This window comes from Streptomyces sp. NPDC026515 (genome assembly GCF_055567595.1).
Genome location: NZ_JBVHQD010000007.1, coordinates 421,994 through 446,734 on the forward strand (window position 1 = coordinate 421,994; position 24,741 = coordinate 446,734).

Below are 24,741 nucleotides of genomic sequence, written 5' to 3' on the forward strand. Positions count from 1 at the left end.
GCGGGCCGCCTCACTCGCCGAGCTGATCCGTCAGATAGTCACGCCAGCGTGCGGTGAAGTCCGCCAAAGTGGTGCCGAGTTCGCCGCGCAGCGCGTCCTCGACGGCACCGGTCCGGCCCTGGTGGGCGCCGACGGCCCGGTAGAAGGCGCCGAGCCGCTCCTGGCCCCAGTGGGCGGCGATCATCCGGCAGGCCAGCCAGCCGCCCTCGTAGGCCTCGGCCAGCTTGGTGGGGTCGTCGGTGAAGCCGAAGTCCTTGTCCACCGGGAGGTCCTCGGGCAGATCCCCGTCCTGCACGGCGCGGGCCAGTTCCGGTGCGGCCTCGGAGGCGGTACGGCCGGTGCCGAGATAGCCGATCCAGTCCGCGTACCCCTCGGAGAGCCACAGCGGGGTGGCCGCCGAGGTGTGGGTGCGGGTGGCGACATGGGTCGTCTCATGGGTGAGGACGACCTGCTTGCCGACCGAGCCGAGGACGGCGTACGCCTCCGGGTTGAGGATGACCCGGTCCGCCGGGGTCCGGCCGGAGCCTGCCCCGGTCTTCGAGGGGGAGGACCCTCCGTTCGCTTCGGTCACCTCGCCGGTGGTGACGGCGGCGATGCCCCGGTAGTTGGAGGCGGGGGCGCCCAGCAGACCCGCCATGCCGTTCAGCGACCTGGGGACGACCAGCACCACCCGCTGGGTCCACTGCGTGCCCCAGGCCTTGGAGACCGCGGGGACGGCGGTGTCGGCGAGACCCGCGTACTCCCGCAGGGTGTCCCCGGACTGGCCGACGCCCAGCACCAGGCTGTGCGCGCCCTCGACCGCCGTCACCGTGCCCTGGTCCCAGAGCTGCTGCCCGGCCTTGCGGCCGGGCTTGTCGGCGGCGACGTACCAGTGGCCGTCGGCGGTGCGGCTGAGGGTCAGGGCCCGGTCGGTGGTGACCGGGGCCCTGTCGTAGCCCTGGATGCGGTAGCTGAGCCGGGCCTCGGCGGTGGCCCCGGCGCCGTCCGGGTGCAGGGCGGTCAGCCGGTAGCTCCACTCCGCGAGCGGTACGGCCCGCAGGTCCGCGTACGAGGCCCGGGTGCCGGTCTCGGTGTAGGCCCGCTGGTCATGAGCGAGGACGGCGGCCGCGCGCCGGTCCAGGACCTGCTGCACCTCGGCCACGGCCGGTCCGCCCGCCGTCCGCCCGCCGCCGCATCCCGTCAGCGGCAGGAGCAGCAGGCACAGCCCCACCGCTCCCGAAGCCCACGCCCGTCCGCCACCAGCCACCATCCGATCGTACGGGTCGGGGCCCGGAAGTCAGGGCCTGGTGACGGAGGAGATGGGCATCATCCCGACCGGGTCGTAGCGGACCGGGGCGCCCGGGTAGGGGGCGTGGATGACCTGTCCGTTGCCGACGTACATCCCGACATGGCTGGCGTCGGAGCGGTAGACGACCAGGTCACCGGGTTGGGCCTGGGAGAGCGGGATCCGGCGGCCGACGTAGCGCTGTTCCTGCGAGGTGCGCGGCAGGTGGATGCCGGCGTGCGCGTACGACCACTGCATCAGGCCCGAGCAGTCGAAGCCCGCGGGACCGCTGGCGCCCCACACGTACGGCCTGCCGACGGCGGCACGGGCCGCGGCCACCGCGGCGGCGGCGCGGCCGTCGGGGGCGGTGGCGCCGGAGAGATCGGGCAGGCCGGCACGGCCGTCGCCCCGGGAGGCGTGCTCGAAGGCGGCGCGGTCGGCGGCGGGCAGCGCGGCGATCAGCCGCCGGGCCGTGGCGAGCTTCTTCTCGACGGTGGCCTTGCGGGAGGCGACCGCCCTGCGGCTTCGTTCCAGCTCGGCGAGCTTGCCGGCGGCCTCGGTGCGCTCCTGGGCGAGTTCGCGGATCGCCCCCTGGAGCTCCCTGAGCTGCCCGGCCCGGCGGACGTCGATGCGGCCGAGGAGGGAGGCCCGGTCGAGGTAGTCCTCGGGGCCGTCGGAGAACAGCAGGGCGACGGTGGGGTCGATGCCGCCGGAGCGGTACTGGGCGCCGGCCAGCGACCCGAGCGCCTCGCGCATGCCGTTGACGTCCTGCTGCCGGCGGGCGATGCGGTCCTGGGCGCCGTTCACCTCGCGGCGCAGCGCCGCGGCCCGCTCGCCGGCCTTGTTGTAGGCCTCGGTGGCCTCCTCGGCCTGCCGGTACAGACGGTCCACCTCGGCGCGGGTGTGCCCGCTCGAGGCCGCGTTCGCAGGTACGGCACCGAGCGCGGCCGCCACGGCGGACAGCGCACAGAGGGCGGCACCGGCGCCCCGGTTGAGCCCGGACGGTGCGAGACGGCGGTGAAACCCCACGGTGGTCCTTCTGCCGGCGGACGGATACCGCTTCCTCCGGTGCCGGGGACGGGGGATGCCCCGGCACCGGAGGAAACGCGGCAGACAGTAGCCGTGCGACCACGGCCTGACCAAAGACCATCGGCGGCCACGTAACGTGACGCCCCGCCGCTGACGCAGGTCACCGGCGGGGCGTGGAGTCATCTTCGGTTGTCAGGATTCGCCCGTTCGGGCGCCCCGCGGGGTTGATCTTGGATCGTGCGAATGTCGCCGTGACCCGCTGCGGTCAGATCCGGACGCCGAACTCGAACGTCATGTTGCCGATCGCCTCGTAGCGCACCGAGGCGCCGGTGTGCGGGGCGTGCAGCACCTGGCCGTTGCCCGCGTAGAGGCCGACGTGGTGGTAGTCGCCGTAGAAGATGACCAGGTCGCCGACCTTGAGGTCGCTCTGGCTGTAGATCCGGGTCCCCGCGTTGGCCTGGGCCTCGGAAGTGCGCGGGATGGTGACGCCGGCCTGGGCGTAGGCCCAGGAGGTCAGACCCGAGCAGTCGAAGGAGGACGGTCCGGAGGCGCCGTAGACGTACGGCGAGCCGATCACGGACTGGGCGGCGGAGAAGGCGGCGGCGGCCCGGCCGGAGGCGGAACCGGTGTTGCCGAGGTCCACGCGGGAGGAGGCGCGGCTGGCGGCCTGCGCCTGCTCGGCGTCCAGGGCGGCCTTCTCCTTGGCCGTCAGGGTGTTGAGGAGCTTCTGCGCGTCGGCGAGCTTCGACTGGACGGCGCTCTTCTGCTTGGCCAGCTCGGTGCGGGTGGCGGAGAGGTCCTTGAGCTTGTCGGTGGCCTCCGCCCGCTCCTGGGCGAGTTCGCGCTGTTTGTCCTGGATCTTCTTCAGGGCCTCGACCTGCTGGCCGCTCAACTGGTCGAGCGTGGAGGCCTTGTCGAGGTAGTCGTCCGGGTCGGACGAGAGGAAGAGCTGCACCGAGGGGTCTATGCCGCCCGAGCGGTACTGCGCGGTCGCCAGCGAACCGAGACTGTCCCGCAGCTTGTTGAGGTCCTCCTGACCACGAGCCACGTTGTCCTGGATCGTGGAGATTTCCTTCTGCAGCTTCTGCTGCTTGTCCTTGGCCCCGTCGAGCTTCTCGGTGGCCTGCTCGGCCTGCTCGTAGAGCTTGTCGACCTTTGCCTTGACCTCGTCCTTGCTCAGCTTCTCGCTCGGCGCCGCGTTGGCGGCGTTGGCACTGAGGACGACAGCAGCGGCGGCTGCGGTGGTCAGCACGGTCACGCGCGCGCGACTGGGCTGCCTGGGTCGACGATGGGACGCCACGGAGACGGGCTCCTTCGTTTGAGTGATCACCCGTGTGGAGGTTCGAGGCCCGACCCTAGTGACCTTCCCGTGATCAGTTCAAACCCATCAGCGAAAAATCTGGTCACGCAACGCACTCTTTGCACATAACTCACGTGCCGTGATGCTCGATTGACGCTACGTTGCGTGACCGATCGGTCAATTCGGGCATTGCATATGTCCGTTGAACCTTCAGGACAGTCGCTTCAGAAGCATCGCAGAAGCGACGGGACGGGCACCCGCCTTGGCGACCCCGTCGGCGACCTCGCGGTCGGTCGAGGCGACGATCACCGGCCGGCCGGGCGGTTCGGCGCGCACCAGCTGGCGGATCAGCTCGTCCGCGGTGACACCGGGCTTGGAGAAGAGGACCCGGACCCCGCGCGGCGGGGCGAGCAGCACCGGCGCGGCCAGTTCGGCGCCGTCGAAGACGCAGGTGACCTCGGCACCGGTCTGCGCGGCGAGCTGGGAGAGCTGGCCGAGCAGCCGCAGCCGCTGCTTCTCCAGCGGCATCTGCGGATAGCCGGTCTTGGTCACGTTGTAGCCGTCGACCACCAAGTGCGCCTGGGGCAGGGCGAGCAACTGGTTGAGAATGGCCGGGTCGTTCTCGGAGAGCGCCCGGGCCGCGATGTCCTTCGGGGTCATCCGTCCCGGTTCGACCGCGTCCACGGTCTCGGCGGGCCGTACCGACACCGGTGGCAGTGCCAGTTCGCGGCGCAGCCCCTGGGCGGCCTCCAGAACGGTGTCGAGCAGCAGCCGCACCCGCATGTCCTCGACGCTGCGCCCCTCACGGGCGGCCCGGCGGCTGGCCTCCAGGGCCGCCTCGACCTCGCCGAGCCGGGCCTTGAGCCGCCGGCCCTCGCTCTCGGCCCCGGACAGCTGGACCTGCCCCTCGGCGCGTACCGACTCCATCTCGGCCTGCATCTTGCGCAGCGCGGCCTCGCCGCGCTTGACGTCGCTGTGGGCCGCGCGCAGCTTGCGGTGAAGCGATTCCGCTTCCTTCTTCGCCGAGTCCAGTTCGGCGCGCAGCCGCTCGGTCTCGGAACGGGTCTGCTCCCGGGCCCGGTCCAGTTCCTCGCGCAGCCGCTCCAGCTCGGCCCGGCTCTCCTCGTCGGCGCGCTCGGCGTCGGCCCGCTGGGCCTCCTCGCCGGCCGCGGCCACCAGCTTCACCCAGCCCGTGGGGCGCAGCACGTAGGCCGCGGCCGCCACGTCGAGCGGGTCCGCGGCCGGGGGCGGGGAGCCGGAGTCGAGGGCGCCGGCGAGTTCCGGCTGGGCCTCTCTGAGCTTCTCCCCGATCCGCTGCCGGAAGAGGGTGTCCGTCTCCAGCGCGGTCGCCATGGCGTTCCCGGCAAACTTGGCCCGGCGGTTCGGGGCGAACCGGGCGTACTGCCGCAGCTGGGCGGGCAGTTCGGCGACGGTCAGGCCGCCGAAGCCGTCCGAGACGATCTGGACGACACGCCGTCGCACGCCATCGGGCAACGGACGGTCAAGCACCTCGGCGGTGCCGTCGCCCGGCCCCCCGCCTGTGGTCTCCACCATCCGTCACACCCCATCACCTGTGCGGAGCCGCCTCCCGGTCTCAGGAGTCGGCACCCGGCCTGTCCACAAGTTCCACCTGGTCCACCGCGTTGCACCAGCGGCAGCGCACCGACTCGATGGTCTCACTGACCACCTCGCGTTCCTCGACCTTGGGCTCACCGGCCAGGTCGAGGTGCACGTACTCCACGACCTTCGACGAGCGGGTCACGTCGAACCGCGTGAGGTTGCCGCACAGGGTGCAGCGCCACCGCGTCGTGGCGGTCGGCAGGGGAACCGTCATCGTGACTGTTCGCTTCCTTCTAGTGTCCGTGACGCGCCGTCCCGACGCGTGTGGCTCGTTACCCTACGGCCTGGCGAGTACTCGACGCCGCCCTGTCCGCGGCGGCGAGGCGATCTGCACCGGTGCGTCCTGTTACGCCATGCTCTATGTCCATGATCGGCAACTGGAACCCGACCGCCGTGCGGACCCTGCGGAGCCTGAGGGGGACGTCGGCCCCCATGACGTACACCCTGATCGCCGTGTGCTGCCTGATCTTCCTGGTCGGCCCGGCGTCCGGCTTCAACCCGTCCTACGGCACCGGGGACGCCCTGGCGGCCGCCCAGCGCGCGTACTTCCGGCGCTGGGGGGTGGTCCCCGCCGACCTGTTCGACGGCCCGGTGCGGGAGGTGCTGACCCCGGCCACGGCACTGTTCATCCACGGCAGCTGGGTGCACCTCCTCGGCAACATGCTCTTCCTCTTCGTCTTCGGGGCGATGACCGAGGAGCGAATGGGGCGCGTGGAGTTCACCCTCTTCTACATCGGCTGCGGCTATCTCGCACTGCTCGGCTACGCGGCCGCCAACGCCACGTCCCAGCAGTCGCTGGTGGGGGCGTCCGGGGCGATCTCGGCGGTCCTCGGAGCGTTCCTGTACCTGTTCCCCAACGCCCGCGTGACCAGTCTCCTGCCGTTCCTCTTCTTCCTTCCGCTCCGGTTCCCGGCCTGGGTGGTGCTCCCCTTCTGGGCGGCCCTGCAGTGGCTCGCCCTGAACCAGGCGACCGACGGCCCCGGCGTCGCCTACCTCGCCCACCTGGTCGGCTTCGGGCTCGGCCTCGGCTACGCGTGGGTGCGGTACGGCCGTGGGACTAAAGTGAAGGCCGCCCCAGCTCCGGCTCCCGAGGGAGAGAACCAGCCGTGATCACCGCGATCGTCCTCATCAAGACCAGCGTGGACCGAATCCCCGAGATCGCGGAACAGATCGCCGCGCTGGACAGCGTCAGCGAGGTCTTCTCCGTCACCGGTACGTACGACCTGATCGCCATGGTCCGGGTGCGCGAGCACGAGGACCTGGCCGAGGTGATCCCGGGCCGGATCAGCAAGATCCAGGGCGTGGAGGGCACGGACACGCACGTCGCGTTCCGCACGTACTCCCAGCACGACCTGGAGGCGGCGTTCGCGATCGGCCTGGACAGCTAGCGAACGCCGCTCACTGGAGCGCCCCGTCGGGGGCGCGGGGAACTGCGCGGCCGGCCCCCACCGGCCCGCACCGTGGTCTCCTGCGGGTGCGCCGTGGCTGGGCGGGCGGCTCTGCGCACCCCTGGGCCGGCCGCCTCTTGCGCCGGCCGGGATCAGACCGCCGGGACGCAGCGGCCGCCCTCCGTGCGGTACGACCACTTCGCACCGTCGGTCACCAGTTCCCGGACCGCCGCCACGAAGCGCTCCACGTGCTCGTCCGGCGTTCCCGCCCCGAAGCTCACCCGGATGGCGTTCAGGGACTTCTCGCCCGGTGCCGCCTCCGGCGCGCCGCACTCGCCCTGGGTCTGCGGGTCGGAGCCCAGCAGGGTCCTGACCAGCGGGTGGGCGCAGAAGAGGCCGTCGCGGACGCCGATGCCGTACTCGGCGGAGAGGGCCGCGGCGAAGTGGGAGCTGTTCCAGCCCTCGACGACGAAGGAGAGCACGCCCACCCGTGGGGCGTCGTCGCCGAACAGGGAGAGCACACGGACCTCGGGGACCTCGGCGAGGCCCGCGCGGACCTTGGCGATCAGGTGCCGTTCGCGGGCGACCAGATTCTCGAAGCCCGCCTCGGTCAGCGCCTTGCAGGCCGCGGCGATCGAGTAGGCCCCGATGACGTTCGGGGAGCCCGCCTCGTGGCGCGCGGCGCTGTCGTGCCACTCCACGGCCACTCCCCCGTCCTCGCGCCGGGTGACCTTGCGGCTGGCGCCGCCGCCCGCGAGGTACGGCTCGGCCGCCCGCAGCCAGTCGGCACGGCCGGCCAGGACGCCGGAGCCGAAGGGGGCGTACAGCTTGTGGCCGGAGAAGGCGATCCAGTCGACGTCCAGCTCCCGGACGCTCACCGGGTGGTGCGGGGCCAGCTGGGCGGCGTCCAGGACGATCCGGGCGCCCTGCGCGTGCGCGGCGGCGGCCAGCTCGCGGACCGGCCACAGCTCGCCGGTGACGTTGGAGGCGCCGGTGACGCAGACCAGGGCCGGGCCGCGGCCCCCGTCGGCGGCCTCCGGACGGGCGGCGAGAGCCTTCTCCAGGGTCTCGACGGCCTGGCGCGGGGTGCGCGGGGCGTCGAGGTAGCTGACCCGGGCGTCCTGCCAGGGCAGCAGGCTCGCGTGGTGCTCGGTCTCGAAGACGAAGACCTGGCAGCCGGCGGGGAGGGCGCGGGCCAGAAGGTTCAGGGAGTCCGTGGTCGAGCGGGTGAAGACCAGCTGGTCGTCGGGGCGGCAGCCGAGGAACTCGGCGACGGTCCGGCGGGCGTTCTCGAAGAGGTCCGTGGAGAGCTGGGAGAGGTAGCCGGCGCCGCGGTGGACGCTGCCGTAGTAGGGCGCGTACGCCGCCACGTCGTCCCAGACCCGCTGGAGCGCGGGGGCGCTGGCCGCGTAGTCGAGGGCGGCGTAGCCGACCTCGCCACCGGTGACGAGCGGGACGGTGACATCCCGCCCCAGAACGGGCAGAGGGGCACAGACCGACTGGGCGGAGACAGCGGTGGAGACGGACATGGCGAACTCCCGTGAGAGGAAAGAAGAAAGTGAAGAAGGGTGCGCGGAAGGGGGGCTCGACGCCCTAGCGCATTCGCTTGCTCACGGGAGACTCCCTCGATGACCAGGATCCCTGGGTCGTGCTCATGAACAGAGCGTGAGGGATCCGCGCTTGCCGCAGACCTCGCTGCCTACGGCCTGGTCTTCACCCGGGGCACCCCGCCACGGACGGAGGGTTGCCGGACAGTCGGCCGGGGCCTTGTGACTGTCACTCATGACCTGTGGGGAAACGTAGATGAGGTGATCGCCGGCGCGCAACCTGTGTCCGGATGACGGACGGGCCGGAGCGCCGGCGCCACCTTCTCCTTCCGCCGGGCGCCTACCGGTTGGTCGCCGCCGCCCAGCGCTCCAGCACCCGTTTGGCCGCGCCCGAGTCGATCGACTCCGCCGCCTCGTCCATGCCGGCGCGGATCTGCTCGGCGAGTGTCCCGGTACCCGGGTCCAGGGCGACCAGTGCCGCCGCCGAGTTGAGCAGGACCGCGTCCCGCACCGGGCCCCCCTCGCCGTCGAGGAGCCTGCGCGCGACCTCCGCGTTGTACGACGGGTCGCCGCCGCGCAACGCCTCCACCGGGACCAGCTCGATGCCGACGTCCCGCGGGTCGAAGGTCTCCTCGGTGACCTTCCCGTCGCGGACGATCCAGACGTGGGACGTGGCGGTGGTGGTCAGTTCGTCGAGGCCGTCGTCGCCGCGGAAGACCAGGGAGGAGTTGCCGCGCTCGGCGAAGACGCCCGCGACGACCGGTGCCATGCGCGGGTCCGCGACGCCGACCGCCTGGGACCGCACCTGCGCGGGGTTGGTCAGCGGGCCGAGGATGTTGAACACCGTGCGGATGCCCAGCTGGCCGCGGGCGGCGCCTGCGTGGCGCAGCGCCGGGTGGAACTTGACGGCGAAGCAGAAGGTGATGCCGGCCTCCTCGGCGACCTCGGCGACGCGTCGCGGGGTCAGGTCGAGGTTGACGCCGAGCTTCTCCAGCACGTCCGAGGCGCCGGACGCGGAGGACGCGGCCCGGTTGCCGTGCTTGACGACCTTCGCCCCGGTGCCGGCCACCACCAGCGCCGACATGGTCGAGATGTTCACCGTCTTGGCGCCGTCGCCGCCGGTGCCGACGATGTCGACCGTGCGGCCCGGTACCTCGATGACATTGGCGTGCGCGTACATCGTGCGGACCAGGCCGTTGATCTCGTCGACCGTCTCGCCCTTCGCCCGCAGGGCGACGACGAAGCCGGCGATCTGGGCGTCGGTCGCCTGGCCGCGCATGATCTGGTCCATCGCCCAGGCCGTCGCGTCCGCGCTCTGGTCCTGGCCGTACAGCAGCGCGTTCAGCACCCCGGGCCAGGAACGGCCCGCCGCGGTGTCGCCTCCAGCGGGGGTCACAGCGCTCATAAAGCCGCTCCTGATCGTCGTACGGGCAACAGAGGTCCTCAGGGCTACCCTATCCAGCTCCGGGCACGGCGAAGGGCCCCCGTCCGTACCCCGGACGGGGGCCCTTCGGCCGTCGTGTGGCGACGCGGTCGATCAGTGGTGGCCGTGGCCGCTCGTGATCTCCTTGTACTCGTCGACGGTGGGCTTCGGGATCTGGTTGTCCTCGCCGTAGTAGGCGTTGCTCAGCTTGGCGCGGAGCTTCTCGGACCCCTTGATCTTGCGCTCGACACCGTTCTCGTCGACCCCCGCGCCGACCTCGGCCGGCTCGTACTGGTGGTGGGCCGTGAGGGTGTGCAGCTGCTCCTGGCTGAGCGGCTCGTGCACCTCGATGAACTCACCGTGCGGCAGCCGCTTGATGATGCCGGTCTCGCGACCGTGCAGCACCTTCTCGCGGTCCCGGCGCTGCAGGCCGAGACAGATCCGCTTGGTGACGAGGAACGCGATCACGGGTCCGGCGAAGAAGAAGATCCGGACGAACCAGGTCACGTCGTTGATCGACAGGTGGAAGTGGGTGGCGATGAGGTCGTTGCCACCACCGACCAGACCGATCATGTACACGGTCACCCAGGCGACACCGAACCCGGTACGGGTCGGGGCGTTGCGCGGGCGGTCCAGGATGTGGTGCTCGCTCTTGTCCCCGGTGACCCAGGACTCGATGAACGGGTAGAGCGCGATCACGCCCAGCACCAGGCCGAACAGGACCAGCGGGATGAACACGCCCAGGACCAGGGTGTGACCCCAGAAGTTGATCTCCCAGCCGGGCATGTAGCGGATCAGACCCTCGGCGAAGCCCATGTACCAGTCGGGCTGGGCGCCGGTGGACACCTGGTCCGGACGGTAGGGGCCGATCGCCCAGACCGGGTTGATCTGGGTGGTCGCCGCGATGGCCGCGATGACACCGAAGACCAGGAAGAAGAAGCCTCCGGCCTTGGCCATGTAGACCGGCAGCAGCGGCATGCCGACGACGTTCTTCTCGGACTTTCCGGGACCCGCGAACTGCGTGTGCTTGTGGTAGAAGACCAGGATCAGGTGGCCCACCATCAGGCCGAGCATGATGCCCGGCAGCAGCAGGATGTGGATCGAGTAGAACCGCGCCACGAAGTCGTGGCCGGGGAACTCGCCGCCGAAGAGGAAGTACGAGATGTACGTGCCGACGATCGGCATCGACAGGATGGCGCCCTCGGTGAAGCGGACACCGGTGCCGGAGAGCAGGTCGTCCGGGAGCGAGTAACCGGTGAAGCCGGTGAACATGCCGAGGACGAACAGCAGGAAGCCGAACAGCCAGTTGATCTCACGCGGCTTGCGGAACGCGCCGGTGAAGAACACACGCATCATGTGCACGAACATGCCGGCGAGGAAGATCAGCGCGGCCCAGTGGTGGATCTGCCGGATGAGCAGACCACCGCGCACGTCGAAGGAGATGTGCAGGGTCGAGTTGAACGCCTCGGACATCAGCTGTCCCTGGAGCGGGACATAGCTGCCGTGGTACGTCACCTCGTTCATCGACGGGTGGAAGAACAGTGTCAGATAGACACCCGTCAGGATGATGATGATGAAGCTGTACATGCACACTTCGCCCAGCATGAACGACCAGTGGTCGGGGAAGATCTTGCGCATGTTGGACTTGGCCAGGGAGTAGATCCCGAGCCGTCCGTCGGCCCAGTCGGCGACGCGCTCGCCGGCCGGTGCCTTCCCGCGTGAGCGGGTCTCGTCGTTCGTCGTAGTGCTCATCCGCGCTCCCAGAAAGCAGGACCGACGGGCTCCTCGAAGTCGCCGAGCGCCTGGAGGTAGCCCTCCTCGCTCACACCGATGCGCAGCTGCGGCAGGGCGTGACCGGCCGGGCCGAAGATCACTCGGGCACCGTCGGAGAGGTCGAAGGTGGACTGGTGGCACGGGCAGAGCACGTGGTGGGTCTGCTGCTCGTACAGCGAGATCGGGCAGCCCACGTGGGTGCAGATCTTCGAGTAGGCCACGATGCCCTCGTGGGACCACTCCAGCTCGCGCTTGTCCTTGATGTTGTCCGGCTGCAGCCGGATGATCATCAGGGCCGCCTTCGCCATCACGTTCTGGAAGTCCTCCTGGGACTCCTCGACGCCCTCGGGCTTGGCGAAGGTCAGCGAGCCGACGGCGACGTCGGAGGGACGCAGCGGCTCGTTGGTGTTCATGTTGACGAGCAGCTTGCCCTTCGACCACGCCGTGTGGCGCAGCGAGGTGCCGGGCAGCGGGCCGAGGTCGCGCAGCAGCACGACACCGGAGAGCGGGACCAGGGTCAGCGCGCCGAACATGGTGTTGCGGATCAGCTTGCGCCGGCCGAGCGCCGACTCCTTGGCGCCCTGCTTGAAGTCCGCGTGGACCTTGGCGCGGACCTCGGGGCTGGCCTCGATCGGGTGCCGCTCGTCGGCGACCTCGACGTCGGACATCAGGGTGCGGGCCCAGTGGACCGCGCCCGCGCCGATGCAGAACAGCGCCACACCGAGCGTCAGGCCCAGCGCGAAGTTCAGCGCGCTGATGTGACCGAGCGGGAAGACGAAGATCGACTTGTCTTTGGGGACGGTCACGTACGAGGCGATGAAGCCGGCGGTGGCCAGCATCGACACCGTGAACAGCAGGGCCACGACGCGCTCGGACCGCTTGGCGGCGCGCTCGTCGATGTCCTGGATCCGGTGCTCGTGAGGCGGCAGACCCGGGTCCCCGAACGGGTCCCTCTCGTCCGCGACACTCACGGCGCCGTGCGCGTGGTCCTGCTCAGCGGGCAGGTTCTCTTCTGGAATCTCTTGGCTACTCATGACTTCTTGGCCTTTGCGGTCCGAGCGGCGACCCAGACGGCGACGGCGATCAGGGCGCCGAGACCGAAGATCCACGCGAACAGACCCTCACTGACCGGCCCGAGGCCGCCCAGGTCGAGACCGCCGGGGTTCGTCGTCTTGGAGCTGTTGACCGCGTCGAGGTACGCGATGATGTCCTTCTTGTTCTTCTCGGACAGCGTGGTGTCGGGGAAGGACGGCATGTTCTGCGGGCCCGTCTGCATGGCCTCGTAGATGTGCTTCGGGTCGACGCCTTCCAGGCTCGGCGCGAACTTGCCCTTGGTCAGCGCGCCACCCGCACCCACGAAGTTGTGGCACTGCGCGCAGTTGGTGCGGAAGAGCTCACCGCCCGCGGCGATGTCGGCACCGCCCGGGCCGTACTGCTCCTTGGTGGGCACCTCGGGACCGGCGCCCAGCGAGGCGACGTACGCCGCGAGCTGGTCGATCTGGGCCTGGGTGTAGATGTTCTTCTTCGCGACGACCTGCGGGCCCTGCGAGGTGGCGGCCGGCATACGGCCGGTGCCGACCTGGAAGTCCACGGCCGCGGCGCCCACGCCGACCAGGCTGGGACCGTCGGACGAACCCTGACCGCCGGTGCCGTGGCAGCTGGCACAGCCGACCGAGTAGAGCTTCTTGCCCTCCTCAATGGTCAGGGACTGGGAGGTCTCGTCGGCCTGCGCCCGGCCCGCGGGCGCGAGCGCGGCGTACAGCCCCCCAGTGGCCGCCAGCGCAAAGAGTAGGACGACGACCGCCGCCAGCGGATGGCGTCGTCGTGCGGAGAGCTTTTTCACGGATTACCCCGGTGTCAGGATCTTCTGCGTCGATGCTTCTGGGTTGTGCGCTTGTGCAGCGCGTGGAGCCGGCCCCGCTACTTGATCAGGTAGATCGTGGCGAAGAGGCCGATCCAGACGACATCGACGAAGTGCCAGTAGTAGGACACGACGATGGCCGCGGTCGCCTGCTCGTGCGTGAAGCGCTTCGCCGCGTAGGTGCGGCCGAGGACGAACAGGAAGGCGATGAGGCCGCCCGTCACGTGCATGCCGTGGAACCCGGTGGTCAGGTAGAACACCGAGCCGTACGGGTCGGAGGAGAGCGAGATGCCGTCCTCCTTCACCAGGTTGGTGTACTCGTAGATCTGACCGCCGATGAAGATCGCGCCCATCACGAAGGTGATGATGAACCAGCCCCGGAGCTTCTTCACGTCCCCGCGCTCGGCGGCGAACACGCCGAGCTGGCAGGTGAGGGAGGAGAGCACCAGGATCGTGGTGTTCGTCGCGGAGAACGGAATGTTGAGATGGCTCGCCATCTCCTTCCAGTGATCCGGACCGGTCACCGATCGCAGGGTGAAGTACATCGCGAAGAGGGCCGCGAAGAACATCAGCTCGGAACTCAGCCAGATGATGGTTCCGACGCTGGTGAGGTTCGGCCGATTGACCGACGGGTGCGCGTGCCCGGTTTCTACTGTCGTTGCTGTCGCCACGACCGACATTATGTCGGTCGCTTATCTCGCGCTCACTCCGGGGGGTGCCGTTCGGGGTGTCCGCACCGTGTGTACTGCCCGGATGGCCCATCGAAGCGGTGTTCCAACAGGTGTTGACGAGGTGTTCGGGGGAGTAGCATCCGGCGCACCGGTCCTGTCCGTACGACGACTCCCGTCCCCGCGTATCGGAGGAACAATGCAGCCGACCGCCACGGTGCTGGTCTACAGCGACGACTCCAACACCCGCGAGCAGGTACGGCTGGCCTCCGGCCGGCGCCCGGCTCCCGACGTGCCCTTCGTCGAGTTCTTGGAGTGCGCGACGCCACAGGCGGTCGTCACCGAACTGGACAAGGGCGGCATCGACGTGTGCGTGCTGGACGGTGAGGCCGTGCCGCTGGGGGGCATGGGGGTGTGCCGGCAGATCAAGGACGAGATCTTCAACTGCCCGCCGGTGCTGCTGCTGATCGGGCGGCCCCAGGACGCGTGGCTGGCCACGTGGAGCCGTGCGGACGCGGCGGTGACGCTGCCGGTGGAACCGGTGGAGTTCGCGGCGTCCTTGGCGGCCCTGCTGCGGCAGCGGAGGCTGCAGAGCGCCTAGGCAGACGTGGGGCGCGGTGCGTGCGCGACCGCGGCCCGGTGGGGCCCGTTTTCCCCGCGGGGCGGCAGCCGCATGTCGGCCACCGCCCCGCGCCCCTCGGTCAGCCGCCCTTCAGGGCGTTTCACAGGGCGGCCGGCTGCACTCTCGCCGCGCTCGCGGGGTTCTGGACGTCCTGGGCGCCGTTGGCCAGGGCGCTGCCGCCCCGCCAGTCCTTCCAGGCGAGGTTCCAGTCGCCGAAGCCGTTTCCGAAGTGCTCCATCTCCTTGCCGTTGGAGTTGACGACCTTCACCACATCGCCCGGGTGGAAGGTGTCGAAGAACCACTCGGCGTTGGAGGTGTTCATACCGGTGCAGCCGTGGCTGACGTTCGCGGACCCCTGGGAGCCCACCGACCAGGGCGCGGCATGGACGTACTCACCCGACCAGGTCACCCGGGTGGCGTAGTAGACCGGAAGGTCGTACGAGTCCGAGGTGCCCTCGGCGATGCCGACCGTGGTGCCGCGCATGCGTACGAAGTACTGCTTCTCCAGTACGACCTTGACACCGTTGCGGGTCTCGAAGCCCGGCTTGCCGGTGGTGATGGGGATCTGGTTGATCACCTTGTCGTTCTTGTACACCGTCAGCTGGTGAGCGGCGGCGTCCGTGACGGCCAGGAGCTTGTCCCCGATGGTGAGCTTCAGCGGCGTGACCGCGCCGCCCCACAGGCGGTCGCTGATCCTGACGCCGTCCAGGTTGCTGTGCACCTGGAGGGTGGCGTGCGCGGGCCAGTAGTCCCTGGGCCGGTAGTGGAGTTCCTTGTCGCTCACCCAGTACCAGGACCCCTCGACCGCGGGGACCGAGTCGACCCGGAGGCCGCGCTCCACGATGGCGCGCTGGGCCTTGTCCTTGATGCCCTGGTCGAGTTGGGCGGTGACGGGCTGGCCCACCCCGTACTCCCCCGACTTGGGGCCGAAGGTGACTTTCAGGCGCTGCTGGGTGGTGGGCTTGCTGGTGTCGAAGGTGAGGGTCTTGCGGCCGGGCGCGCCGTCCTCGTCCTCGGTGCTGACCTGGACCGTGTAGTGGGCGTTGGCGGCCAGCGGCGACGTGCTGTGCCAGCGACGCCCGTCGGCGTCGAGTTCGCCCGCCACGACGCGGCCGGTGGCGTCCCGGGCCGTGACGTCCGTGATCCGGTCCTCGTCGCTCTTGGCGACGACCTCCAGGGGCTTGTCGGGGTCGGCCCGCTTCCCGGTGCCGGTGGGGGTGTTGAAGGAGATCTGGTCCGCCGCGTCGTGCGGCTTATCCGACAGCGGGCCGCCGCCGGATCCACAGGCGGTGATGCCCGCTCCGAGGGCGGTCACCAGCAGGGCGCAGCTGACGACGGTGCGAGCGCACGGAGTCTGACTCATATGGTCACATTATGATCCGTTTTGCGGACCGGCATGCCGGATAGGCCGGACGGGGGACGCCACTGCACCGAAAGCGGTACCCGCTCCCCCGGAACGCCAGGAGCCCGGGCCCTCCTTGCGGAGAGTCCGGGCTCCTGGTGCGCTCGGCGCGTGCTTACTGGGTGCGGTTCTCACCGCGGTAGTACTCGAACACCCAGCCGAAGAGGCCGATCATGATGATGGGCGCCGAGAAGTACAGCAGCCACCAGCCGACCGCGACACCGAGGAAGGCCAGCGCGCCGCCGACACCGAGGGCGAGCGGCTGCCAGCTGTGCGGGCTGAAGAAGCCCACCTCGCCGGCCTCGTCCGCGACATCGGCCTCCTTGTTGTCCTGGGCACCGGCGTCCACCCGCGAGGCCGTGAAGCCCAGGTAGAAGCCGATCATGATGCACAGGCCGAAGGCCATGAAGAGCGCCGTGGTACCGGCCGCCTCCTTCGACCACACGCCATAGACGATCGCCATGGCGAGGACGAAGACGCTCAGCCACACGAACATGCGGCCCTGGATCTTCACTTGCCGGCCTCCTTGCTGCCCGCGACAGCGGCGGCGGCTTGGCCGTGCTCCAGCTGCTCCAGGGCGGCGATCTCAGGGTGGTGCAGGTCGAACGCCGGGGATTCGCTGCGGATCCGCGGCAGGGTGAGGAAGTTGTGCCGCGGCGGCGGGCAGGAGGTCGCCCACTCCAGCGAACGGCCGTAGCCCCACGGGTCGTCGACCTCGACCTTCTTGCCGTACTTCGCCGTCTTCCAGACGTTGTAGAGGAACGGCAGGATCGACAGGCCGAGCAGGAAGGAACTGATCGACGAGATCGTGTTCAGCGTGGTGAAGCCGTCGGCCGCCAGGTAGTCGGCGTAACGGCGCGGCATGCCCTCCGCGCCCAGCCAGTGCTGGACCAGGAAGGTGCCGTGGAAGCCGACGAACAGCGTCCAGAAGGTGATCTTGCCGAGCCGCTCGTCGAGCATCTTGCCCGTCATCTTCGGCCACCAGAAGTGGAAACCGGAGAACATCGCGAAGACGACCGTGCCGAAGACCACGTAGTGGAAGTGCGCCACCACGAAGTACGAGTCGGAGACGTGGAAGTCCATCGGCGGCGAGGCCAGGATGACACCGGTCAGACCACCGAAGGTGAAGGTGATCAGGAAGCCGGTGGCCCAGAGCATCGGTGTCTCGAAGGACAACGAGCCCTTCCACATGGTGCCGATCCAGTTGAAGAACTTCACCCCGGTCGGGACGGCGATGAGGAACGTCATGAAGGAGAAGAACGGCAGCAGCACACCGCCGGTGACGTACATGTGGTGCGCCCACACCGTCACGGACAGACCGGCGATCGCGATGGTCGCCGCGATCAGACCCATGTAGCCGAACATCGGCTTGCGGGAGAAGACCGGGATGACCTCGGAGATGATGCCGAAGAACGGCAGGGCGATGATGTACACCTCTGGATGGCCGAAGAACCAGAAGAGGTGCTGCCAGAGCAAGGCTCCGCCGTTCGCGGCGTCGAAGACGTGTGCCCCGAATTTCCGATCCGCCTCCAGCGCGAACAGCGCGGCGGCGAGGACGGGGAAGGCGAGCAGGACCAGGACCGCGGTCAGCAGCACGTTCCACACGAAGATCGGCATGCGGAACATGGTCATGCCGGGGGCGCGCATGCAGATGATCGTGGTGATGAAGTTGACCGCGCCGAGGATGGTGCCGAAGCCGGAGAAGGCCAGACCCATGATCCACATGTCGGCGCCGATGCCCGGCGAGCGGACCGCGTCCGACAGCGGGGAGTAGGCGAACCAGCCGAAGTCGGCGGCGCCCTGCGGGGTGAGGAAGCCGCCCACCGCGATGGTGGAGCCGAACAGGTAGAGCCAGTAGGCGAACATGTTCAGCCGCGGGAAGGCGACGTCCGGAGCACCGATCTGGAGCGGCATGATCCAGTTCGTGAAGCCGGCGAACAGCGGCGTCGCGAACATCAGCAGCATGATCGTGCCGTGCATCGTGAACGCCTGGTTGAACTGCTCGTTCGACATGATCTGCAGACCGGGGCGAGCGAGTTCGGCGCGCATGAGCAGCGCCATCACTCCACCGATCAGGAAGAACGCGAACGACGTGACCAGATACAGCGTGCCGATGGTCTTGTGGTCGGTGGTCGTCAGCCACTTCACCACGACATTGCCGGGCTGCTTGCGCCTGACCGGCAGCTCGTCAGCGTACGAGCCTTCAGCCGCGGCACCCTGGGGTTCGTTGAGGATGCTCACAGGTTGTTCGTCTCCCGGTTCTTCTCGTGGCTCGTCTGCGCGATGCCGGCGGGAATGTAACCGGTCTGCCCCTTCTTGACGAGGTCCTTGAGGTGCTGCTGGTAACGCTCAGGCGAGACGACCTTCACGTTGAACAGCATCCGGGAGTGGTCGACGCCGCAGAGCTCGGCACACTTGCCCAGGAAGGTGCCCTCTTGATTGGGGGTCACCTGGAACGCGTTGGTGTGGCCCGGGACGACGTCCATCTTCATCAGGAACGGCACCACCCAGAAGGAGTGGATGACGTCACGCGAGGTGAGGACGAAGCGGACGGTCTCGCCCTTGGGGAGCCAGAGCGTCGGACCGGGGTTACCGGTCTGGGGGTTCTTGGTGCCCGGCGTGCCGACGTCGTAGACGCCGCCGGCGGCGGCCGGGAACTCCTTCTTGAACCGGTCCGGAATCGCTTCCAGGTTCGCGTCGGACTTCGCGTCGCCGGTCACACCGTCGACGGGCGTCACGTAGTTGAAGCCCCAGCTCCACTGGAAGCCGACCACGTTGACCGTGACGTCGGGCTTCTTGTCGGTGAGGCTGAGCAGCTTCGTCTCGTCACGCGCGGTGAAGTAGAACAGCACCGAGACGATGATGAGCGGAACCACCGTGTACAGCGCCTCGATCGGCATGTTGTACCGGGTCTGGGCCGGCACCTCGATCTTGGTGCGGCTGCGCCGGTGGAAGATGGCGCTCCAGATGATCAGACCCCACACCAGCACGCCGACGGCGAGCGCGGCGGCCCAGGAGCCCTGCCACAGGGAGAGGATCCGCGGAGCCTCTTCCGTGGTCGGGGTGGGCATACCAAGGCGGGGGAAGTCCTTGTATGTGCAACCGGTAGCGGTCGCAAGGACCAGGCCCGCGGTCATTGCCTGCAGCAGCTTCCGCCGCATCGGGCGCCGCGGCGAGCGGTCGGAGCCGTTGGGACTCACGTAGCGCCTTCCCGAGAGTCTCGCCCGCGCGGTTCGGCTGCGGCCTTCTCGCTGGTCGGTCGCCGCCCTGCGTCGGGCAGGGGTTTGGATGTTTATGCGGACCAAACCCTAGCCGACGCGTTCTGAGGCTTCGCGGGGAGGGGGGCATACGCGCCGCGGGTCACTCCTTAAGGGTGGGATTGGGCGCCTGACAGCTCGGGTTGCCCGGGTCTTGGGCGCGTGTGCGGGTGCGTGGAGGGCTTGGTCACGCCACCCGGCGGAGCCGCCTGCCGGTCCGGCTCCGCGCCCCTGGGCCGGCCGTCCCTCAGGACGTTCTAACGTTGCGGTGTGTCCTACTTCGACGCCGCATCGGCCGCGCCTCTCCATCCCGTCGCCCGGCAAGCACTGTTGGCCGCTCTGGACGACGGGTGGGCCGATCCCTCCCGGCTGTACCGCGAGGGCCGGAAGGCGCGCATGCTGCTGGATGCCGCTCGGGAGGCGGCCGCCGAGGCGGTCGGCTGCCGGACGGACGAGCTGACGTTCACGCCGTCCGGCACCCAGGCCGTCCATGCCGGTGTCGCCGGGGCGTTGGCCGGCCGGCGTCGCGCCGGACGTCACCTGATCGTGTCAGCCGTGGAACACTCCTCGGTCCTCCATTCGGCCGAGGCGTTCGAGGCGGAGGGCGGCGAGGTGACCCAGGTGCCGGTGTCACGCCAGGGAGCGGTGGACGCCGGCTCCTACGAGGCCGCTCTCCGCCCCGGCACCGCGCTCGCCTGTCTCCAGTCGGCCAACCACGAGGTGGGCACCGTGCAGCCGGTCGCGGCGGTCGCCGAGGCGTGCCGGGCGGCCGGGGTGCCGTTGCTGGTGGACGCGGCGCAGTCGCTGGGATGGGAGCGGGTGGAGGGTGACTGGTCGCTGCTGACGGCCAGTGCGCACAAGTGGGGCGGCCCGGCCGGGGTGGGACTGCTGGTGGTGCGCAAGGGGGTGCGGTTCGCCGTCCAAGGGGCTTCGGACGAGCGGGAGTCGGGCCGTTCACCCGGTTTCGAGAACCTGCCGGCGATCGTCGCGGCGGCCGCGTCGCTGCGCGCCGTGCGGGCGGATGCCGAGCGGGAGGCCGCACGGCTGCGGGAGCTGACGGCGCGGATCCGGGCGCGGGTGCCGGAGTTGGTGCCGGACGTGGAGGTGGTGGGCGACGCGGACCGGCGTCTGCCGGGCATCGTCACGTTCTCCTGTCTCTACGTCGACGGCGAGACCCTGCTCCACGAGCTCGACCGCGAGGGTTTCGCGGTGTCGTCCGGATCCTCCTGCACGAGCAGCACGCTGACGCCCAGCCATGTGCTCAAGGCGATGGGCGTCCTCAGTGAGGGGAACGTGCGGGTGTCGCTGCCGGCGGGAACGGCCGAAGGGGACGTGGAACGGTTTTTGGAGGTGCTGCCGGGGGTGGTGGCGGGGGTGCGGGAGAAGCTGGGCGCCCCGCCGGTGACGTCGGCGGTCCGGGCACCGGAAGCGCCCGAGGTCGTCGTCGACTCGCTCGGCAAGCGGTGCCCGATCCCCGTCATCGAACTGGCGAAGGTCATCGGGAGCGTGCCGGTGGGGGGCCTGGTCCGGGTGCTGTCGGACGACGAGGCGGCACGCCTGGACATCCCGGCGTGGTGCGAGATGCGGGGCCAGGAGTACGAGGGCGAGGAGCCGGCGGACAGGGGAACGGCCTACTTGGTACGCCGGGTCGGCTGAGGCCCCCTCAGGGGCGCGGGGAACTGCGCGACCAGGCCCCCGCGCGCCCGCCATCCGGCGGCCTCAGACCAGGTGCCCGCGCACCTCTTCGGCCGCCTCGTCCCCGTACGCCTTGGTGAACCGCTCCATGAAGTGCCCGCGGCGCAGCTGGTACTCCTGGGTGCCCACCGTCTCGATGACGAGCGTCGCGAGCATGCAGCCCACCTGCGCCGCCCGCTCCAGCGAGACCCCCCAGGCGAGCCCGGACAGGAACCCGGCCCGGAACGCGTCGCCGACACCGGTCGGGTCGGCCTTGCGCTCCTCGTCGGCGCAGCCGACCTCGATGACCTCCTCGCCGGCCCGCTCGATCCGCACTCCGCGGGCGCCCAGCGTGGTGACGCGGTGGCCGACCTTCCCGAGGATCTCCTCGTCGCTCCAGCCGGTCTTGGTCTCGATCAGACCCTTCTCGTACTCGTTGGAGAAGAGGTAGGTCGCGCCGTCCAGCAGTATCCGGATCTCGTCGCCGTTCATCCGGGCGATCTGCTGGGAGAAGTCGGCGGCGAACGGGATGGCCCGGGCCCGGCACTCCTCCGTGTGGCGGAGCATGCCCTCCGGGTCGTCCGCGCCGATCAGGACCAGGTCGAGTCCGCCCACCCGGTCGGCGACCGTCTTCAGCTCGATCAGCCGGGCCTCGCTCATCGCGCCCGTGTAGAAGGAGCCGATCTGGTTGTGGTCGGCGTCGGTCGTGCACACGAAACGCGCGGTGTGCAGGGTCTCGGAGATGCGGACCGAGTCCGTGTCGACGCCGTGCCGGTCGAGCCAGGCCCGGTACTCGTCGAAGTCGAAGCCCGCCGCGCCGACCAGGACGGGCCGGGTGCCGAGCTGTCCCATGCCGAACGCGATGTTCGCGCCGACGCCGCCCCGGCGCACGTCCAGGTTGTCGACCAGGAAGGACAGCGAGACCGTGTGCAACTGGTCCGCGACGAGCTGGTCGGCGAAGCGGCCGGGGAAGGTCATGAGGTGGTCGGTGGCGATGGAGCCGGTGACTGCGATGCGCACGGCTGGGACTCTCCTGAGGGGAGGCGTGAATGACAGTTAACGCTACCGGGTCGGCCGGGGGCTCTGAAGGTGTGAAAACTACCCGATAGTAGATCTTTCTTCGCACCCCACGGCGTGCGTACGGTTCGTTCATGACGAACCTCAAGGTCCAGCCTTCCGCTCCGGCCGACCTCGACGGCGACCTCGCGTCGCTGCGCGGGGACTGCGCCCGGATGGCCCCGCACTGGGTGGTTCCCGCTCACAGCGATGCCCACCCGGTGCCGCCGTCACTCATCCACGGGGTGACGGTGCCGAAGAAGTCCGCCAGGCTGCTGGACGCGATGTCCGACTACGGCGACTGAGCCGCCCGGCGCGTTCCCGGGGAACCGCGCGCCCCCCTCCCGCGTCCCATCGCCGTCCCCCGCGAAGGGGAGGCGGGACATGACGCGCGGCAAGGAGCGATGCGGTGAAGAGCGAGCGACCCGAGAACGACGAGGACGCGGCCGCGGGTACCACCGGGGAGTCCTCGGAGGCCCTGGACACCACGGAGTCGCCGAAGGCGGCGGGGCCCGACGCCCGGCCCACCGCGGGGCCCGCCGAAAGCACCGCACGCCCCGGCCGGTCCGGGACCGCGGCGGAGCCGCCGCCGGCCCAGGACCCGGGCCCGGAGGCTCCGGAGCCGGCGGCGCCCCCCGTCGCGGACACGCCCCCCGAGCAGGCCGCGGCCGGGGCTCCCGAGCCGGAAACGGCCCCGGAGCCCGACCGGCCCGCCGCGCCGGCTGAGCCCCGCGCCGCGGGGAGCGAGTCGGACGCGGGTCCGGCGCCGAAGGCCCCCGAGGCCGGGGGGGCCGCTGCCTCCGGTGCCGCCGGGGCGTCCGGGGACCAGGCCGGTCACCCCGCCCGGCGCCGGTCGTCCGCTGTCATCGCCTCCGTGGCCGCCGCGGTCCTGCTGATCGGCGGTGGCGGGGCCTTCCTCGCCGCGCGCGGCGGCTCCGGCGACGGGACCGGGACCGGGACGGCCACCGGCGCCGCCGGTGGCACCACTCCCCCGCCGCTCGCCCTGGACGGTTACTCCTCCGGCGGCGACGGGGTGGCCGTGGGCGAGCCCAACCCCTACGGCGTGACCTACAAGGCGGACGGCACGCTCCCCGCCGGGCCCGGCTCGGCCGCGGTGTACCGGGCGGCCGGCGAGGTCCCCAAGGACCGGGTGGCCGCGCTGGCGAAGGCGCTCGGCGTCGAGGGGGCGCCGGTCGCCGAGGGCCAGGTGTGGAAGGTCGGCACCGACCACGACGGCTCCGGCGGGAGCCTCCAGGTCAACAGGGCCGCCCCGGGCATCTGGACGTACAGCCGCCACGCCCCCGGCACCGACAACTGCAAGAGCGGGCCGGTGTGCGGCCAGGATCCGGCGGCGCCGGCCGCCACCCCGGTGAGCGTCTCCGCCGCGGAGAAGGCCGCCGCCCCGGTGCTCAAGGCGCTCGGCCAGGACGACGCGAAGCTCGACGCGAGCCAGGTCATGGGCGCCCAGCGGGCGGTGAACGCCGACCCGGTCGTGGGCGGGCTGCCCACCTACGGCTGGACGACCGGGCTGACCGTCGGCAGGCAGGGTGAGGTCGTCGGCGGCAACGGGATGCTGGCGACGCCGGTCGAGGGCGACACGTATCCGGTGCTCAGCGCCAGGAAGACGCTGGACCTGATGAACGCGGCGCCCCGCTCCGACCACCGGATGGGCATCGGCGGCTGCGCCGGTCCGGTACCGCTGAAGGACCGGCTGGAGCAGCCGTGCCCCGCTTCCTCACCGTCAGGCTCCTCGGCCTCCTCGGCCCTGATCCGCAACGCGGTGTTCGGGCTGGCCGCGCAGTCCGTCGGCGGCCGACAGGCGCTGGTGCCGTCCTGGCTGTTCCAGGTGCGCGGCGCGGCCGACTCGTACACCGTCACCCATCCGGCGGTGGACCCGAAGTACCTGGCCTCCGCCGCCTCGCCGGCGCCGAGTTCCTCCCCGGGGACCCCGAAGGATGTGAAGGTGGACGGTTACACGGCCGACGGCCGTGACCTCACCGTCGCCTTCACCGGCGGGGTGTGCGCCGACTACAAGGTCACCGCGGACGAGGGCTCGCGGCAGGTGGTGGTCAAGGTGACCGAGACGCCCTGGCCGGACAAGATCTGCATCCTGATCGCCAAGCAGTACCACCAGACGGTGCGCCTGGACGCGCCGCTGGACGGCCGGAAGGTGGTCGGCACGGGCGGCAGGGCGGTCCCGAAGGAGAAGGCGACCACGCTCGACCCGCAGGTGCGCTGAGGACACACGAAGGCGGCGGCCCCTCGGGGAGGGACCGCCGCCTTCGTTCCGCCGTACGGGCCGGCTCAGCTGAAGGAGTCGCCGCAGGCGCAGGAGCCCGTCGCGTTCGGGTTGTCGATCGTGAAGCCCTGCTTCTCGATGGTGTCGACGAAGTCGATCGACGCGCCGCCCAGGTAGGGGGCGCTCATTCGGTCGGTGACGACCTTGACGCCGCCGAAGTCCTTGACGACGTCGCCGTCGAGGGAGCGCTCGTCGAAGAAGAGCTGGTAGCGCAGGCCGGAGCAGCCACCGGGCTGGACGGCGACGCGCAGCGCGAGGTCGTCGCGGCCTTCCTGGTCGAGCAGGGCCTTCACCTTGGCCGCGGCGGCGTCACTGAGGATGATGCCGTCGGTGGCGGTGCTGGTCTCGTCCGATACGGACATCTACATCTCTCCCGGGTTGTACGGAGACTGCTTGCCGACGAGTGCAACCGGCGGGTCCGCTGTTTCATTCCGGGCCGGCATTCGCGTTCTCGCGTTTTCTCTACCTCTTCATGCTCGCACATGCCCGAAGTCACGCACAGCGGCCTGTTGACCGCCCCCGGGCAGCCCCGCGGGCACCCCAGGGCCACTCCCCCGC

Annotated in this window: 23 protein-coding genes and 1 riboswitch; of the genes, 6 read left to right on the top strand and 17 right to left on the bottom strand. The window is 70.3% G+C overall.

Annotation, left to right across the window (positions count from 1 at the left end; genetic code table 11):
* Positions 1–10 precede the first annotated feature (10 nt).
* The 5 genes from ACZ4O3_RS17340 to ACZ4O3_RS17360 form a co-directional block, all read right to left on the bottom strand.
* Positions 11–1,249 carry a hypothetical protein gene (locus ACZ4O3_RS17340; RefSeq protein WP_467722793.1) on the bottom strand — a complete coding sequence of 413 codons (1,239 nt, stop codon included), beginning with the start codon at positions 1,247–1,249 and terminating at the stop codon, positions 11–13.
* Positions 1,250–1,276: 27 nt separating this feature from the next.
* On the bottom strand, positions 1,277–2,293 hold the full coding sequence (locus tag ACZ4O3_RS17345; protein ID WP_467722795.1) for a C40 family peptidase: 1,017 nt from the start codon (positions 2,291–2,293) through the stop codon (positions 1,277–1,279).
* A 265-nt stretch (positions 2,294–2,558) separates the two neighbouring features.
* Positions 2,559–3,593, bottom strand: coding sequence for a C40 family peptidase (locus tag ACZ4O3_RS17350; protein WP_362730303.1), 1,035 nt, complete (start codon positions 3,591–3,593; stop codon positions 2,559–2,561).
* 210 nt (positions 3,594–3,803) lie between these two features.
* On the bottom strand, positions 3,804–5,147 hold the full coding sequence (locus ACZ4O3_RS17355) for an NYN domain-containing protein (protein WP_384989674.1): 1,344 nt from the start codon (positions 5,145–5,147) through the stop codon (positions 3,804–3,806).
* Between the two features lie 40 nt (positions 5,148–5,187).
* On the bottom strand, positions 5,188–5,427 hold the full coding sequence (locus ACZ4O3_RS17360) for a hypothetical protein (RefSeq protein WP_009309707.1): 240 nt from the start codon (positions 5,425–5,427) through the stop codon (positions 5,188–5,190).
* A 152-nt stretch (positions 5,428–5,579) separates the two neighbouring features.
* Here ACZ4O3_RS17360 and ACZ4O3_RS17365 point away from each other — a divergent pair, with 152 nt between their 5' ends.
* Positions 5,580–6,323 carry a rhomboid family intramembrane serine protease gene (locus tag ACZ4O3_RS17365; RefSeq protein ID WP_362715434.1) on the top strand — a complete coding sequence of 248 codons (744 nt, stop codon included), beginning with the start codon at positions 5,580–5,582 and terminating at the stop codon, positions 6,321–6,323.
* Complete coding sequence (locus ACZ4O3_RS17370; RefSeq protein WP_024882613.1) at positions 6,320–6,601, top strand: Lrp/AsnC family transcriptional regulator; 282 nt, start codon at positions 6,320–6,322, stop codon at positions 6,599–6,601. Before ACZ4O3_RS17365 ends, ACZ4O3_RS17370 begins: the two co-directional genes overlap by 4 nt.
* Before the next feature lie 152 nt (positions 6,602–6,753).
* Here ACZ4O3_RS17370 and ACZ4O3_RS17375 read toward each other — a convergent pair whose 3' ends face one another.
* The 6 genes from ACZ4O3_RS17375 to ctaE form a co-directional block, all read right to left on the bottom strand.
* The gene (locus tag ACZ4O3_RS17375) at positions 6,754–8,130 is read right to left on the bottom strand and encodes an aminotransferase class V-fold PLP-dependent enzyme (RefSeq protein WP_467722797.1); all 1,377 of its coding nucleotides are present in this window, start codon (positions 8,128–8,130) and stop codon (positions 6,754–6,756) included.
* Between the two features lie 142 nt (positions 8,131–8,272).
* A riboswitch (SAM riboswitch) is annotated at positions 8,273–8,389 on the bottom strand.
* A 99-nt stretch (positions 8,390–8,488) separates the two neighbouring features.
* Positions 8,489–9,553: an anthranilate phosphoribosyltransferase gene (gene trpD, locus ACZ4O3_RS17380; protein WP_467722799.1), complete on the bottom strand. Its 1,065-nt coding sequence runs from the start codon at positions 9,551–9,553 to the stop codon at positions 8,489–8,491.
* 132 nt (positions 9,554–9,685) lie between these two features.
* Positions 9,686–11,323, bottom strand: a complete 1,638-nt coding sequence (qcrB, locus tag ACZ4O3_RS17385) for a cytochrome bc1 complex cytochrome b subunit (protein WP_362715410.1) — start codon at positions 11,321–11,323, stop codon at positions 9,686–9,688.
* Complete coding sequence (gene qcrA / locus ACZ4O3_RS17390) at positions 11,320–12,378, bottom strand: cytochrome bc1 complex Rieske iron-sulfur subunit (RefSeq protein WP_362715413.1); 1,059 nt, start codon at positions 12,376–12,378, stop codon at positions 11,320–11,322. Before qcrA ends, qcrB begins: the two co-directional genes overlap by 4 nt.
* Complete coding sequence (qcrC, locus tag ACZ4O3_RS17395) at positions 12,375–13,187, bottom strand: cytochrome bc1 complex diheme cytochrome c subunit (RefSeq protein ID WP_362715416.1); 813 nt, start codon at positions 13,185–13,187, stop codon at positions 12,375–12,377. The genes qcrA and qcrC overlap by 4 nt, the downstream gene beginning before the upstream one ends.
* A 77-nt stretch (positions 13,188–13,264) precedes the next feature.
* Complete coding sequence (gene ctaE / locus ACZ4O3_RS17400; RefSeq protein WP_351325272.1) at positions 13,265–13,885, bottom strand: aa3-type cytochrome oxidase subunit III; 621 nt, start codon at positions 13,883–13,885, stop codon at positions 13,265–13,267.
* Between the two features lie 187 nt (positions 13,886–14,072).
* Here ctaE and ACZ4O3_RS17405 point away from each other — a divergent pair, with 187 nt between their 5' ends.
* Positions 14,073–14,474, top strand: coding sequence for a response regulator (locus tag ACZ4O3_RS17405; protein WP_362715420.1), 402 nt, complete (start codon positions 14,073–14,075; stop codon positions 14,472–14,474).
* Between the two features lie 121 nt (positions 14,475–14,595).
* On the opposite strand, the gene ACZ4O3_RS17410 is transcribed toward ACZ4O3_RS17405, so the two are convergent.
* From ACZ4O3_RS17410 to ctaC, 4 genes are all read right to left on the bottom strand, one after another.
* Entirely contained in the window at positions 14,596–15,858 is a 1,263-nt protein-coding gene (locus ACZ4O3_RS17410) for a L,D-transpeptidase (protein ID WP_362715422.1), read from the bottom strand.
* 154 nt (positions 15,859–16,012) lie between these two features.
* Positions 16,013–16,411, bottom strand: a complete 399-nt coding sequence (locus ACZ4O3_RS17415) for a cytochrome c oxidase subunit 4 (protein ID WP_046727399.1) — start codon at positions 16,409–16,411, stop codon at positions 16,013–16,015.
* Entirely contained in the window at positions 16,408–18,138 is a 1,731-nt protein-coding gene (gene ctaD / locus ACZ4O3_RS17420) for an aa3-type cytochrome oxidase subunit I (RefSeq protein ID WP_467722802.1), read from the bottom strand. Before ctaD ends, ACZ4O3_RS17415 begins: the two co-directional genes overlap by 4 nt.
* Positions 18,135–19,097, bottom strand: a complete 963-nt coding sequence (gene ctaC, locus ACZ4O3_RS17425; protein ID WP_467722804.1) for an aa3-type cytochrome oxidase subunit II — start codon at positions 19,095–19,097, stop codon at positions 18,135–18,137. The genes ctaD and ctaC overlap by 4 nt, the downstream gene beginning before the upstream one ends.
* Before the next feature lie 327 nt (positions 19,098–19,424).
* Here ctaC and ACZ4O3_RS17430 point away from each other — a divergent pair, with 327 nt between their 5' ends.
* Positions 19,425–20,810, top strand: a complete 1,386-nt coding sequence (locus ACZ4O3_RS17430; RefSeq protein ID WP_467722806.1) for an aminotransferase class V-fold PLP-dependent enzyme — start codon at positions 19,425–19,427, stop codon at positions 20,808–20,810.
* Between the two features lie 63 nt (positions 20,811–20,873).
* Here ACZ4O3_RS17430 and ACZ4O3_RS17435 read toward each other — a convergent pair whose 3' ends face one another.
* On the bottom strand, positions 20,874–21,848 hold the full coding sequence (locus ACZ4O3_RS17435) for a carbohydrate kinase family protein (protein WP_362725065.1): 975 nt from the start codon (positions 21,846–21,848) through the stop codon (positions 20,874–20,876).
* Positions 21,849–21,979: 131 nt separating this feature from the next.
* Between ACZ4O3_RS17435 and ACZ4O3_RS17440 the strand changes: the two genes are divergently transcribed.
* Complete coding sequence (locus ACZ4O3_RS17440) at positions 21,980–22,189, top strand: hypothetical protein (RefSeq protein ID WP_362725068.1); 210 nt, start codon at positions 21,980–21,982, stop codon at positions 22,187–22,189.
* Between the two features lie 104 nt (positions 22,190–22,293).
* The gene (locus ACZ4O3_RS17445; RefSeq protein ID WP_467722808.1) at positions 22,294–24,123 is read left to right on the top strand and encodes a hypothetical protein; all 1,830 of its coding nucleotides are present in this window, start codon (positions 22,294–22,296) and stop codon (positions 24,121–24,123) included.
* Between the two features lie 65 nt (positions 24,124–24,188).
* Here the strand turns inward: ACZ4O3_RS17445 and ACZ4O3_RS17450 are convergent, their stop codons facing one another.
* The gene (locus ACZ4O3_RS17450; RefSeq protein ID WP_030951236.1) at positions 24,189–24,545 is read right to left on the bottom strand and encodes an iron-sulfur cluster assembly accessory protein; all 357 of its coding nucleotides are present in this window, start codon (positions 24,543–24,545) and stop codon (positions 24,189–24,191) included.
* Positions 24,546–24,741 lie beyond the last annotated feature (196 nt).